Raw genomic sequence first — 12,912 nt, 5'->3', positions numbered from 1 at the left:
GCCAGCCGCCGCTTCCGTGAGGGAAGCGGCGGCTGACGAACCGATGACAGAGCCGAGGCTCAGGCCTCGGCGGCCTCGTCACCCTCGGCGGACTCGTCCGACGGCTCCTCCGCCTGGGCGGACAGGACCTGGAGGACGACGGCGTCCTCGTCGATCGCCAGCGTGGTGCCCTCGGGCAGCGGGATGTCCTTGGCGAGGATGGCGGCGCCGGCCTCCAGGCCCTCGATGGAGACGGTGACCGACTCGGGGATGTGCGTGGCCTCGGTCTCGACCGTCAGCGTGCTCAGCACGTGCTCCAGCAGGTAGGCACCCGGAGCCAGGTCACCCTCGGTGTGGACGTAGACCTCGACGTTGACCTTCTCGCCACGCTTCACCAGAAGCAGGTCGACGTGGTCCAGGAAGCCCTTGATCGCGTCACGCTGCACGGCCTTCGGGATCGCCAGCTGGGTCTTGCCCTCGATGTCCAGGCTGATCAGGACGTTCGGGGTACGCAGCGCGAGCTGCAGCGCGTGACCCGGCAGCGTGATGTGCAGCGGGTCGGAACCGTGGCCGTAGACCACCGCGGGAACCTTGCTGGCACGACGAATACGGCGGGCGGCACCCTTGCCGAACTCGGTACGGGTCTCGGCTGCGAGCTTGACCTCGGCCATGTTCACTCCTCGTAGTACTGGGGAAAGGTGGTCACCCGGCCAAACAATCGGCCTGCTACGAAGAGCGCGTCGATAACGGACCGCCGTACACACACGTGTACGGCCTCCCTCGCCGAGCAACTGGCACAGTTTACGCAGCGGGAAGGCCGTACACGAAATCGATCTAGACGAGAACCGTCACTGCTCGTCGAAGAGGCTCGTCACCGAACCGTCCTCGAACACCTCACGCACCGCGTTCGCGATCGTGGGCGCGATCGACAGCACCGTGATCTTGTCCACCTCCAGCTCACCCGGCGTCGGCAGGGAATCCGTGAAGATGAACTCACTGACCTTCGAGTTCTTCAGACGGTCCGCGGCCGGACCCGACAACACACCGTGCGTCGCCGTCACGATGACGTCCTCCGCACCATGGGCGAACAGGGCGTCGGCCGCGGCACAGATGGTCCCACCGGTGTCGATCATGTCGTCCACCAGGACACACACCCGGCCCTCGACCTCACCCACGACCTCGTGGACGGTCACCTGGTTCGCCACGTCCTTGTCACGCCGCTTGTGCACGATCGCCAGCGGCGCGCCCAGACGGTCGCACCAACGGTCCGCCACCCGCACCCGGCCCGCGTCCGGCGAGACCACCGTGAGCTTGTTCCGGTCCACCTTCGCGCCCACATAGTCCGCCAGCAGCGGCAACGCGAACAGATGATCCACCGGACCGTCGAAGAAGCCCTGGATCTGGTCCGTGTGCAGATCCACGGCCAGAATCCGGTCCGCGCCCGCGGTCTTCATCAGATCCGCCACCAGACGCGCCGAAATCGGTTCACGCCCACGGTGCTTCTTGTCCTGCCGCGCGTAACCGTAGAACGGCACGATCACGGTGATTGAACGGGCCGACGCACGCTTCAACGCGTCGATCATGATCAACTGCTCCATGACCCACTTGTTGATCGGAGCCGTGTGGCTCTGGATCAGGAAGCAGTCCGCACCTCGCGCCGACTCCTCGTAGCGGACGTAGATCTCACCGTTGGCGAAGTCGAAGGCCTTGGTCGGGACCACCCCGACACCCAACTGCTGGGCGACCGCCTCGGCAAGCTCGGGGTGGGCGCGGCCGGAGAAGAACATCAACTTCTTCTCGCCGGTCGTCTTGATCCCGGTCACAGCACTGTCTCCTCAGAGGTTTCTCAGCCGGGCACGCGGAAGCCGCAGGCTCAGCTGGGGTGCGGGTGTGCACCTATCACGGTACGACGTCCTTGGCGCACCTGTTTCCGGTCAGCCTTCGCTTTCGGCCTCCCGGGAAGCCGTCTCGGCGGCCTTCGCCGCCGCGCTCCCCGGACGCTTACGAGCCACCCAACCCTCGATATTCCGTTGCTGGCCACGGGCCACGGCCAGCGAACCGGGCGGCACATCCTTCGTGATCACGGACCCGGCGGCGGTGTAAGCACCGTCCCCGACCGTGACAGGCGCCACAAACATGTTGTCCGAACCCGTCTTGCAGTGTGAGCCGACGGTCGTGTGGTGCTTGTGCTCGCCGTCGTAGTTCACGAACACACTCGCCGCGCCGATGTTCGTGTGGTCACCGATGGTGGCGTCACCGACGTAGGACAGATGCGGGACCTTCGTCCCCTCGCCGATGCTCGCGTTCTTCGTCTCGACGTACGTGCCGATCTTGGACTTGAGCCCGAGACGGGTACCGGGACGGAGATACGCGTACGGCCCCACGGTCGCCTGCGGCCCGACCTCGGCGCCGTCCGCGACGGTGTGGTCGACACGGGCGCCGGCGCCGACCCTGGTGTCCTTCAGCCGGGAGTTCGGCCCGACCTCCGCGCCCTCCGCGAGATGCGTGGCGCCGAGGAGCTGGGTGCCCGGGTGGACCAGGGAGTCCTGCTCGAACGTGACGGTGACGTCGACCCAGGTGGTGGCGGGGTCGACGACGGTCACACCGGCGAGCATGGCCTCCGTGAGCAACCGGTCGTTGAGGATCCGGCGGGCCTCGGAGAGCTGCACACGGTTGTTGATACCGGCGATCTCACGATGATCACCGGCTACGGAGGCCCCGACCCGGTGCCCGGCCTCGCGCAGGATCCCGAGGACGTCGGTGAGGTACTCCTCGCCCTGGCTGTTGTCGGTCCTGACCTTCCCGAGCGCGTCGGCGAGCAGCTGGCCGTCGAACGCGAACACCCCGGAGTTGATCTCACGGATCGCGCGCTGCGACTCGGTCGCGTCCTTGTGCTCCACGATGGCCGTCACGGCCCCGGAGGCGCCGTCACGGACGATCCGGCCGTACCCGGTGGCGTCCGGCACCTCGGCGGTCAGCACGGTCACGGCGTTGCCGTCGGCGGAGTGCGTGGCGGCGAGCTGCCGGAGCGTGGCCCCGGTGAGCAGCGGGGTGTCACCGCAGACGACGACGACGGTCCCGTCGACGACTCCCCCCAGCTCCTCCAGCCCCATCCGCACCGCGTGCCCGGTGCCGTTCTGCTCCGCCTGGACCGCCGTACGTACGCCGGGGTCGACCTCGGCGAGGTGCGCGGTGACCTTCTCGCGGGCGTGTCCCACCACGACGACCAGGTTCTCCGGGTCCAACGCGCGCGCGGCGGCGAGTACATGGCCGACCAGCGAACGGCCACAAATGCTGTGCAGAACCTTCGGTGTGGCCGACTTCATACGGGTGCCCTCACCCGCTGCGAGTACGACGACGGCTGCCGGGCGGGTTGCGCTCACGGGGATGCCCTTCGGCTGTGGATGGGTGAGGTGTGGACATCCGCAGGATACCGGGGCGTTGTGAGGGGGAAATGTGAGCGGGTCCTGACCCTGCTACGTGGGTGAGGACCCGAACTTGGTAAAGCTCCCCCGCCAGGACTCGAACCCGGACAGATGGCACCAAAAGCCACAGTGCTGCCAATTACACCACGGGGGATTAAATTCGACCAAACCGGACATTTAGTCAGGCCGTCGAGTGGCGCCTCCTACTATGCCGTACCAGGCGCCTTCCATGCGACGGTATAGATCGGCGCTCTGCCGGACGTAGATGACGAGGCAGCCGTGGTAGGTCTCGCCCGTGTTCTTCCGGATCGTGCGCGGGTTGTGCCTCTTGAGCGTGGCCCTGCTGAACGCGGACACGTCGACGCCGACGACATCGGCCCAATACCTCTCGGCGGCCTCTACGTCTGCGGACTCATGAATGCTGACTCGGAGGGTCAAGCGGTCTCGTGTTACCCCGAGGAGCGTCAGCCAGCTCAGGAAAAGCCTGATCATGTTCGGATCGCTGTTGATGAATTGCAGGACCTCGGTGCGGCGGTAGGGCTTGTCCTTGGAGCCTTCCGCCCAGTACAGGCCGACGCCCACGAGGAACAGTTCACGATCCGAGAGCTCGCCGATCGCTGCTGCCGCAGCCTGCTTGACGGTCTGGCGCGCGCGGTCCTGTTCCGCGCGCAGCCGTGTGAGCCCGGCGTTCATCCGTGCCTGCTGCTCCTCGGGTGTGCGGCGCGGCTCCGGTGTCGGCAGGTCGCGCACCCAGAGTGACACCGAGCTTTTCGAGCAGCCCAGCTCTGCCTGGATCTGGTTGTACGTCCAGCCCTGTCGCCGGAGCTCTCGCGCCTTCTCGCGGAGGTCGTCCTTCGCCCTGGGGTGCTTCGTCCATTCCGGAGGTGGTTCACCTTTGACGAGTCGCTGCAGGGTTTCGCCGTTGTGGACGCCCAGCTCCTCTCTGATCTGCCGGAGGCTGAGGCCGGCTCGCCGCAAGGCGACCGCCCGCTCGCGCAGGCCCTCGAAGTCGGCGTACTTGCCGTGTGCGTGTGCCATGGGCATAACGTCCGGGTGGAATGGTGGGTTCCGGGGTCGAACGGCGGGCGATTCAGCAGTTCGAGCGATAGTGGGCGGTTTCGCTTCTGTTCGAATGTGGCGCGTGGTGTAGGCCAGTACGGGAAACTCGCCGGAAAAGCGGGGGCGCTCGAACGTAGGCTTGGGTTATGACCACGACGGGGGAAGACCACACCGCGGCCGGGACGGGGGACGGGGCCGGGCCGTGGTGGTGGGAGCGGTGGCGGGGGTTGTTGCTCGACGGTGGGCTGGCGTTGGTGTCGGCGGTCGAGTGCGCGGTGGAGGGTGTCGAGTTCGCCCGGAACGCCGCGCTGCCGGAGGCCGTGGGGGTGGCGTTCGGGGCGCTCGCGGGTTCCGTCCTGCTGGTGCGGCGGATGTGGCCCGTCGCCGTGGTGCTCGTCTTCATCGCCGTCGCGCCCGCTCAGATGGGGTATCTGATGGGGCTCGTCGGGCTGTACACGCTGGCGGCGTCGGAGGCGCCGCGGCGGATCATCGGGGCGTTGTCGGGGATGGCGTTCGCCGGTGTGTTCATCGTGTGGTTCGTGCAGGCGACGCAGAGCGAAATGCAGGGGGACGGGGCGGTCGGTGGCGGGGACGTGTTCGCGCCGTTCCTGGCGTTGACGATGGCGATCGGGCTGACCGCGCCGCCCGTGCTGCTGGGGCTGTATGTGGGGGCGCGGCGGCGGTTGATGGAGAGTCTGCGGGAGCGGGCGGATTCGCTGGAGCGGGAGCTGCAGTTGCTCGCGGAGCGGGCGGAGGAGCGGGCGGAGTGGGCTCGGGGGGAGGAGCGGACCCGGATCGCCCGGGAGATGCATGACGTCGTCGCGCACCGGGTGTCGTTGATGGTCGTGCACGCGGCCGCGTTGCAGGCCGTGGCGCGGAAGGATCCGGAGAAGGCCGTGCGGAACGCGGCGCTCGTGGGGGACATGGGGCGGCAGGCGTTGACCGAGTTGCGGGAGATGCTCGGGGTGTTGCGGTCGGGGGAGGGGTTCTCCTCGATGGCGCGGGTGGAGCCGGTGCCGGCGCCGGTGCCTCTGGCGGCGGTGGGGGTGGCGGCCGCGGCGGCGGCTTCGCGGGCCGAGGACGAGGCCGGTGAGGGGCCTTGTCTGGCTGAGCTGGAGGTGTTGGTGGGGCAGTCGGCGGCTGCGGGGATGGTCGTGGAGTTGTCGGTGGAGGGGGAGGTGCGGGTGTATGCGGCCGAGGTGGAGCAGACGGCGTACCGGGTGGTGCAGGAGGCGTTGACGAACGTGCACAAGCATGCGGCGGGGGCGAAGACGCATGTGCGGTTGGCGCATCGGGTGGCGGAGATCGCGATGCAGGTGGAGAACGGGGCGCCGCCGGAGCCGGGGGCGGCGGGGGCCGCGCGGTTGCCGAGTGGGGGGAACGGGTTGCTCGGGATGAAGGAGCGGGTGGCCGAGCTCGGGGGTGTTTTCGTGTCCGGGCCCACTGAGGCCGGGGGGTTTCGGGTGTCCGCGGTGATTCCGGCGGCGTAGGGGCGGGGCCGGACCTGTACGCGGGCGCCCGGCGGCTTCGGCTGGGCGCGGGGTGGGTCTCGCTCACCGGCGCTCGCGCGGCGTCCACTGCGCCCACCCGCGCGGCACCTCGCTCAGCGGCGCTCGCGCGGCACCACTGCGCCCACCCGTGCGGCACCACCGCGCCCACCCGCGCTGCCTTGCGGCAGGACTGCGCCGGGCTCCTCCAGGAGGCCGTCGGGCCCGTTCAGGAGGCCGTTGGGCCCGTTCAGGTCGCTGTCAGGCGGGTTGGTTCGATGCCTGCGAGCAGGGTGGTGAGGGCCGTGTCGATGTTGGGGCCGAGGTACCAGTCGCCGGTGTGGTCGAGGGCGTAGGCGCGGCCCTCGGTGTCGATGGCGATGAGGGAGCGGGTGGCGGTTTCGTGGCCGAGGGGGCAGACCTCGGTGTCGAGGGCGCGGCCGAGGTCGCCGAGGGTGCGGGCCATGTGGAGGCCGTGCAGCGGGTCGAGGTGGAGGTCGGCGGGGGCGAGCTGCCGGCCGGGGCCCTGGGCGGTGAGGCGGAGGCCGCCGAATTCGGCCCAGGCCTCGACCGCGGCCGGGAAGACGGCGTGGCGGTGGCCGGCCGGCGAGGCGTGCTCGCGCAGGGTGTCGGCCCAGATCTCGGCCTGCTTTATGTCCCAGCGGCCCGGCTGCCATCCGGCGGCGCGCAGGGCGGCGTCGACGGGGACGGAGAAGCGCGTGGAGGTGCGGTCGGTGTGCATCTGCCCTTTGTTCGTCGGGGGTTCGTCGGCGGTGGTGAATTGTGGTGGGGGCGGGGGCGGGGAGCGGGTGGGGAGCTGGTGGGGACTTCGGCCGGGACTTCGGCGTATCAGGATGGCCCGCGTTCCCGGAACGGTTTCGGGTTTCGTGTTTTCTGTCGCGGTCTTCGGGAGACGGGTTTCTGGGCCGGGCGGTTTCCCGGGTCCCGGCTCGGTTCAGCTCGCCTGTGTCGGGTCCACGATGCGGACGCCGAAGTGGGCGCTGAGGGCCGTGCAGGAGCGGCAGGGGGTGGCGAAGGCGCCGTGGAGGGGGTCGCCGTCCTCGCGGATGTGGCGGGTGGTGAGTTTGGCCTGCTTGAGGACCTTGCGGGCTTCGCCGTTGGACATGGGTCTGCGGGCGGCGCGCCTGCTGCGTGTGGCGTCGGCGCCGGCGATGTGGCGGGAGATGAGGATGGCCTCGGCGCAGCGGCCGGTGAAGCGGTCGCGCTGTGCGGTGGCGAGGGAGTCGAGGAACTCCTGGACCAGGGGGTGCAGGGGCGGGGCCTGGTCGCCGCGGGCGGCGGTGCCGGTGAGGGTCTCGCCGCGCACGGAGAGGGCGGCGGCCACGGTCGGCAGGATGCCGTCGCGGCGGTGGAGGAGGGCGGGGACATGCGGCTGTTCCGCGCTGCTCCAGCCGATGCGGGGGTCGCCCGAAGGTCCCGCCTGCGTCGCACTCATGATCGTGGTCCCCTCCTATTGCATCCCCCGTCGGCGGACACAGAGTGCCAAACGGCGTGGCCGGTGCGGAAGCTGGGACGGTACGACACGCCCGTTCTTCGGCGTTGCGTGAGGGTGGTGTGACGGCTGGTCACGGAAGCGGAGGCCCGATGACCGGTGTCGCCGTACCGCATAGGCTGTCGACAACCGCGATCCGTTCGGTCTTGCGATCGAGGGCGGACAGAGCAGGCCATAACGGTGCCTTCTCTGCTGTCGGAGAGCAGTGCGACACAGCGACAACGCAGCCAGAACAGGTCACACAGAACGCCGCAGGGGGCTACCGCCATGACGACAGGTCGGCTCGGGCAGCAAGCCGCGCCGCCGAACGCGGCCTACGCCGGGCAGGTCGTGCAGTTTCCGGATCCGGTCCGGGCCGCGCGTCATCCGAGGGGTGTCCGTGTTGACGCGCACGGCTTTCCGGACTTCTCGCCGTACGCGCGTGCGGCGGCGGAGATCGCCGATCCTCCGGAGGGGTTCGGGGTGGACGAGCTGCGGTTGACGGACTACGTGTCCGCGAACGCGGCGCTGGCGGCGACGGGGCACGAGCTGTGGGACACGATCCCGCCGGTGGCGACGCCGCACGGCTGGACGTGGCATCACGCGCCGGGTGGCCGGCGGCTGGAGTTGGTGCCGGTCGAGGTGAAGGCGCTGTTGCGGCATCACGGTGGCATCGCGACGGCGCGCGTGGACCAGCACAAGCGGGGCACGCGGCCGTTGCAGGAGACCCGGCCGGCGCACTTCGGGCTGCCGAAGTCGTCGGCGGTGGCGGTGACCGAGACGCAGGTGCAGGGGGTCGAGGAGGACCTCGGGTACCGGCTGCCGGGCGCGTACCGGTCGTTCCTGAAGGCGGCGGGCGGTTGTGCTCCGGTGGGGGCGGCGCTCGACGCGGAGTTGGGGCTGCTGGTGGACCAGCCGTTCTTCACGGTGCGGGACGAGGCCGCGGTCAACGACCTGGTGTACGTCAACAAGTGTCTGCGGGACCATCTCACCAAGGACTACCTGGCGGTCTCGTTCGCGCAGGGCGGGATTCTCGCGGTGAAGGTGAAGGGTGACCGGATCGGGTCGGTCTGGTTCTGCGCGTACGACGATGCCCGTGACGTCGATCCGTCGTGGTCGCCCGCCGAGCGGGTGGAGCGGTTGCTGCTCCCCGCCGGTGAGGACTTCGACGCGTTCCTGTCCCGGCTGGCGGGCAATCCGCCGGAATTGGAGACGGTGGCCAACCTGATGGTGGACGGTGGCTTCGCGACGGCTGTGCCGGTCGCCGCGGGCGCCGCCGCGTCTTCGGTGGGGGAGTGAGTTTTCGATGGTGACGTTCGCTCAGGCGCAGGAGCGCGCCGAGGAGTGGATCAACGGCGACCTGCCGGGCTATCAGCACCGTGAGGTGCGGGTGCGGGAGTTCGAGCTGGGGTTCGTGGTGTGGGCCGAGGACCGGACGGACGGCCCGCGTTCCGACGGTGGCGCGCAGCGGCTGGTCATCGCCCGGGACAGCGGGGAGGCCACGCTGTGGCCGTCGTTGCCGGTGGGTGAGGTGATCCGCCGCTTCGAGGAGGAGTACGGCCGTGCGGAGGGGGCTCCGGCCGCGCCGGCGCCTCCGGCGCGGGTGGACCTGAACCAGACGTCGTTCCTGTTGACTCCGCCTGAGTGGTTGCAGGACGCGGCGGACAGGATGGGGATTCCGGACCACCGCTCGGGTGCCGGTGCCGGTGCCGGTGCCGGTGCCGGTGCCGGTTCTGGTTCTGGTTCTGGTTCCGGGGTGTCCGACGGTGCCGGGTCCCGGCCGGTCGCCGCCGACACGGGCGGTTCCGGCTCCGTGGGCGCCAACGGCGTGTCCGGGGTCGGCGGTTCGATGCCCGAGACGCTGGCGGGGCCGGGGGGAACGTCGCCGTCGGACGGCCGTGGGGTGCCCGCCGCGCCGGCCGACGCCACGCCGTGGCCGGCCGCCGCGTCGGTGGACGACGAGGTGCGGGACGCGGTGCCGCCGAGGGACATCGAGCCGCAGGACGCGGTGCCCGCGGGGGCGACCCCGTGGGCCGGGACGGACACCAACGCCGAGGCCGAGGACGACCGTTCGGTGCCGCTGCCGGAGACGGTGTTCGCGCCGCAGCTGTCCGAGGTGGGCGACGCGGACGACACCCCGCCGCCCAGCGCGCTGCCGGATGCCAAGACCGCGCTGATCTCCGGCGGCAGCCGGCTTCCGCGTACGGCGGTGTCGCCGGCCGTGGGCGGCCCCGGCCCCGACGCGGGCATGCCGGGCGCCCCTTCGCAGCCGCACCAGCAACCGCCGTCGGGTCCGGGCACTCCGCCGCCGGGTGCGCAGTCCTACGGCTATCCGCAGGGACCCGGTGGCCCGCAGGGGCAGGGGACCCCGCCGCCCGGTGCGCCGTCGTACGGCTATCCGCAGGGGGCCGGTGGTCCGCAGGGTCCGGGCACTGGGCCGGGCCGGCCGCTGGCGCCCCACGCCGGTGACATCGCCGACGCCGCCACGAGCAAGGCCGCGCCGCCTCCGCGCCGGGGCGGTGGGCCCGGTGCGCCGCCGCCTCCGGCTCCGCCCGGCGCCCCGGGGACACCGGGCGCCCGTCCGGGTGGCACGCCCGCGCCGCAGTCCGGGCCCGGTGCTCCGGGCACCCCGGCGGGCGGGTACGTGCCGACCCAGCTGGTCTCCTCCCTCGGCCCGGACGGGCCGGAGGGCCTCGGCGCTCCGGGTCGGCCCGGTGCTCCCGGCGCCCCCGGGGCACCTGGCGTGCCGCATCCGCCCGGGAGCACACCTCCGGGTGGCATGCACCACGCGGCGACGATGCTGGCCGGGCCGGCGGTGGGCGGTCCGGGCGCGCCGCAGCCGCCGGGACCTCCTGGGGCTCCTGGGCAGCCGGGTGGTCCCGGTGCTCCCGGTGCGCCGCAGCCGCCCGGGGGTACGCCCGCCGGTGGTGTGCACCATGCGGCGACGATGCTGGCCGGGCCTGCCGTGGGCGGCCCTGTCGCGCCCGGTGCGCCCGGTGCTCCGGGTCAGCCGCCGGCTGCCCCCGGTCCCGTGCACCACGCCGAGACGATGCTGGCCGGGCCGCCGCCCGGTGGTCCCGGTGCGCCCGGGGCCCCGCAGCCGCCCGGGCCGCCAGGGATGCCGTCGGGGGCTCACCAGGGGATGCCCGGACAGTCGATGCCCGGACATCCGGGTCAGTCCGGGCCGGTTCCCGGGCCGCCGGGGCAGCCGATGGGCGCTCCGCCCGCGTACGGCTATCCGCAGCAGCCCACCGGGCAGCCGACCGTCGGCCCCGGCTACCAGGCCGTCCTGCGGTTCCGGGCGCCGGACGGATCCGAGCAGCAGGTGATCCGGCGTTCGGCGCCGGGCACGCCGCACCCGGAGTGGCAGATCTTCCACGAGCTGCGCGGGCTGAACATCCCGCCGGAGGCGGTCCTCGAACTCCACACGGAGCTGGAGTCGTGCGAGCTGCCGGGGGCGTACTGCGCGCGGATGATCCGTGAGCAGTGGCCGAACGCGCGCATCACGTCCATCGCCCCGTACGGCAAGGACCATGCGAGCCGGCAGCAGGGCATGGCCCAGCTCATCGCGCACCAGGGGGAGTTGCACCAGGTCGCGGACGGTCCGGCACGGCTCGCACCGGTGCGGGCGCCGTTGCCGCCGGTGCAGCCGGCGCCGCCGATCCCGCCGGAGGCGATCGGGCAGGAGCTGGCGGCGGCGTTCGGGCCGGGGGTGTTCCGGTTCGACCAGCAGGCGGTGTCGCGGCAGGGTGTTCCGCCGATCGTGGCGCACACGCTGGTCGTGGCCGGGCTGCCGGTGGACATGGGGCCGTTCTTCTGGGCGCAGGCCCAGCCGGGCCGTCCGGTGCCGACGCTGGCGGAGCTGGCGCAGGAGCGGGGTGTGCAGCCGGCGGCGGACGCGGGCTCGTACCTGGTGATGGGCAGCGACTTCGGCAAGGCGCTGTGTGTGCAGTACGGCACGGCGAACATCGTGGCGGTGCCGGTTGAGGCGGGGCCGGGCGGTGCGCCCGTACCGCCGCAGTTCGTGAACACCGGTCTGCCGGAGTTCGCGCGCTGCCTCGCTCTGCTCGGCCGGATGTGGCGGCTGCGGTTCGGCCTCAACCAGGAGCAGGCGGGCCGTTGGACCGTCGACTTCCAGGCACAGCTCGCCGCCCTCGACCCGGCGGCGCTCGCCTCGCCGGAGAGCTGGTGGTCGGTGCTGCTGGAGCAGATGTGGGACGGACTGCTGTGATCCGTCGCGGCTGACGGCCGCCGCACCGCACGCACGTCGCAAGGGCCCGGCCCGGTCTCGTACGACCGGGCCGGGCCCTTCCGTGTGCCCGCGCCGTACGCGCGCTCCGTACGTCCGCTCCGTACGTCCGCTCCGTGTGCCCGTTCCCTACGCCCGCTCCTTACGCCCGATCCGTGTGCCCGTTCCCTCTGCTCGCCCACGCTCCCGTTACCTCCTACGGAGTGTCGCGTTATGAACACTTCTGCCCGATACATCAAGATGTGCGCGCAATCATCATTGCGTGTGCGTCCGGCGGAGAGGGCCCAGCATGAGCAGCGCACCGACGGCACCCCATGGCTTCGAGTTCGACGTCGTGCGGCGCGGCTACCGCCCGGAGCAGGTCGACGCCCACGCGGTGGACCTCTCGCGGGACCGGGACGCGGCCTGGGAGCGGGCGGCCCGGCTGACCGTGCTGGCCCGGGAGATGGGCACGGAACTCGACCGGCTGCGCGAGACGGTGGCCGGGCTGACCCCGCAGACGTACGAGGCGCTCGGCGGGCGCGCCAGGGAACTGTACGAACTCGGCGTCGAGGAGGCCACGGCCGTCCGCGAGGGCGGGCGCCACGACGCCCGGCGGATGGTCGCCGAGGCGGAGGAGGCGGGGCTGCTGCTGCGGGGGGCCGCGCAGGCGTACGCCGACGAGGTGCGCGGGGAGGCCGAGGAGCGGGCCCGGCACCTGTTGCTGGCCGCCCAGGCCGAGGCCGACGATCTGCGCAAAGAGGCCCGGCGCGGGGTGAAGGAGGGGCGGGGCGAGGCGTTGGCCGCGCTGCGGGAGATGCGGGAGCGGACCGAGGGGATGCTCGCGGAACTCGAGAAGGAGTACGGCGAGCGGGTGGCCGCCATCGAGCGGGAGGTCGCCGAACGGGAGGCCGCGTTCGATGCCGGGCAGGCCGAACGGGTCGCTCGTGCGGAGGCCGCCCTCGCCGAGGCCGAGCAGGGGCTCGCGGACGCGGAGGCCGACGCGGCGCGGATGCAGGAGGAGGCGGAGGAGCGTGCCGCCGAGTCGTTGACGGAGGCTCGGCGGCGGGAGGAGTGGGTGGCTCGGGAGACCGAGAGGGTGTTGCGGGAGCACGGGGAGAGGTGGGACGACGTCCGGGCGCATATGGACTGCATCCGGGACAGTCTGTCGGCGCTGACCGACTAGGGCGCGATGCCGGGTCGGTCCCCCCTATTCTCAGCCCTCTTCTCCTCGGCCCTCTT

The 12,912-nt window shown here is 71.6% G+C and carries 10 protein-coding genes and 1 tRNA gene; 4 read left to right on the top strand and 7 right to left on the bottom strand.

Annotation, left to right across the window (positions count from 1 at the left end; all coding sequences use genetic code 11):
- Positions 1-59 precede the first annotated feature (59 nt).
- From OG202_RS20485 to OG202_RS20465, 5 genes are all read right to left on the bottom strand, one after another.
- On the bottom strand, positions 60-650 hold the full coding sequence (locus OG202_RS20485; protein ID WP_326582251.1) for a 50S ribosomal protein L25/general stress protein Ctc: 591 nt from the start codon (positions 648-650) through the stop codon (positions 60-62).
- A gap of 177 nt (positions 651-827) precedes the next feature.
- Entirely contained in the window at positions 828-1,802 is a 975-nt protein-coding gene (locus tag OG202_RS20480; protein ID WP_326582252.1) for a ribose-phosphate diphosphokinase, read from the bottom strand.
- Between the two features lie 111 nt (positions 1,803-1,913).
- Entirely contained in the window at positions 1,914-3,362 is a 1,449-nt protein-coding gene (glmU, locus tag OG202_RS20475; RefSeq protein WP_328223257.1) for a bifunctional UDP-N-acetylglucosamine diphosphorylase/glucosamine-1-phosphate N-acetyltransferase GlmU, read from the bottom strand.
- Positions 3,363-3,486: 124 nt separating this feature from the next.
- Positions 3,487-3,558: transfer RNA gene (locus OG202_RS20470), tRNA-Gln, on the bottom strand.
- Positions 3,559-3,581: 23 nt separating this feature from the next.
- On the bottom strand, positions 3,582-4,442 hold the full coding sequence (locus OG202_RS20465) for a hypothetical protein (protein ID WP_328223256.1): 861 nt from the start codon (positions 4,440-4,442) through the stop codon (positions 3,582-3,584).
- A gap of 167 nt (positions 4,443-4,609) precedes the next feature.
- On the opposite strand from OG202_RS20465, the gene OG202_RS20460 reads away from it, so the two are divergent.
- On the top strand, positions 4,610-5,953 hold the full coding sequence (locus OG202_RS20460) for a sensor histidine kinase (protein WP_328223255.1): 1,344 nt from the start codon (positions 4,610-4,612) through the stop codon (positions 5,951-5,953).
- Between the two features lie 247 nt (positions 5,954-6,200).
- Here OG202_RS20460 and OG202_RS20455 read toward each other — a convergent pair whose 3' ends face one another.
- A complete protein-coding gene (locus tag OG202_RS20455; protein ID WP_326582256.1) occupies positions 6,201-6,692 on the bottom strand; it encodes an SUKH-3 domain-containing protein in 492 nt (163 codons plus the stop codon).
- Between the two features lie 213 nt (positions 6,693-6,905).
- Positions 6,906-7,406: a YwqJ-related putative deaminase gene (locus OG202_RS20450; protein ID WP_326582257.1), complete on the bottom strand. Its 501-nt coding sequence runs from the start codon at positions 7,404-7,406 to the stop codon at positions 6,906-6,908.
- Between the two features lie 324 nt (positions 7,407-7,730).
- Here OG202_RS20450 and OG202_RS20445 point away from each other — a divergent pair, with 324 nt between their 5' ends.
- From OG202_RS20445 to OG202_RS20435, 3 genes are all read left to right on the top strand, one after another.
- Entirely contained in the window at positions 7,731-8,741 is a 1,011-nt protein-coding gene (locus OG202_RS20445; RefSeq protein WP_326582258.1) for an SMI1/KNR4 family protein, read from the top strand.
- Positions 8,742-8,748: 7 nt separating this feature from the next.
- A complete protein-coding gene (locus OG202_RS20440; protein WP_328223254.1) occupies positions 8,749-11,673 on the top strand; it encodes an SUKH-4 family immunity protein in 2,925 nt (974 codons plus the stop codon).
- A gap of 307 nt (positions 11,674-11,980) precedes the next feature.
- Positions 11,981-12,856, top strand: a complete 876-nt coding sequence (locus tag OG202_RS20435) for a cellulose-binding protein (RefSeq protein WP_326582260.1) — start codon at positions 11,981-11,983, stop codon at positions 12,854-12,856.
- Positions 12,857-12,912: the final 56 nt, after the last annotated feature.

This window comes from Streptomyces sp. NBC_00310, assembly GCF_036208085.1.
Classification (GTDB): domain Bacteria; phylum Actinomycetota; class Actinomycetes; order Streptomycetales; family Streptomycetaceae; genus Streptomyces.
This window is presented reverse-complemented; position numbering and strand designations above follow the sequence as displayed.

Excerpts from the sequence above, each read along its gene's own strand:
- OG202_RS20485 (WP_326582251.1), bottom strand. The coding sequence starts at position 650 with ATGGCCGAGGTCAAGCTCGCAGCCGAGACCCGTACCGAGTTCGGCAAG.
- OG202_RS20465 (WP_328223256.1), bottom strand. The coding sequence starts at position 4,442 with ATGGCACACGCACACGGCAAGTACGCCGACTTCGAGGGCCTGCGCGAG.
- OG202_RS20460 (WP_328223255.1), top strand. The coding sequence starts at position 4,610 with ATGACCACGACGGGGGAAGACCACACCGCGGCCGGGACGGGGGACGGG.
- OG202_RS20455 (WP_326582256.1), bottom strand. The coding sequence starts at position 6,692 with ATGCACACCGACCGCACCTCCACGCGCTTCTCCGTCCCCGTCGACGCC.
- OG202_RS20450 (WP_326582257.1), bottom strand. The coding sequence starts at position 7,406 with ATGAGTGCGACGCAGGCGGGACCTTCGGGCGACCCCCGCATCGGCTGG.
- OG202_RS20445 (WP_326582258.1), top strand. The coding sequence starts at position 7,731 with ATGACGACAGGTCGGCTCGGGCAGCAAGCCGCGCCGCCGAACGCGGCC.
- OG202_RS20440 (WP_328223254.1), top strand. The coding sequence starts at position 8,749 with ATGGTGACGTTCGCTCAGGCGCAGGAGCGCGCCGAGGAGTGGATCAAC.
- OG202_RS20435 (WP_326582260.1), top strand. The coding sequence starts at position 11,981 with ATGAGCAGCGCACCGACGGCACCCCATGGCTTCGAGTTCGACGTCGTG.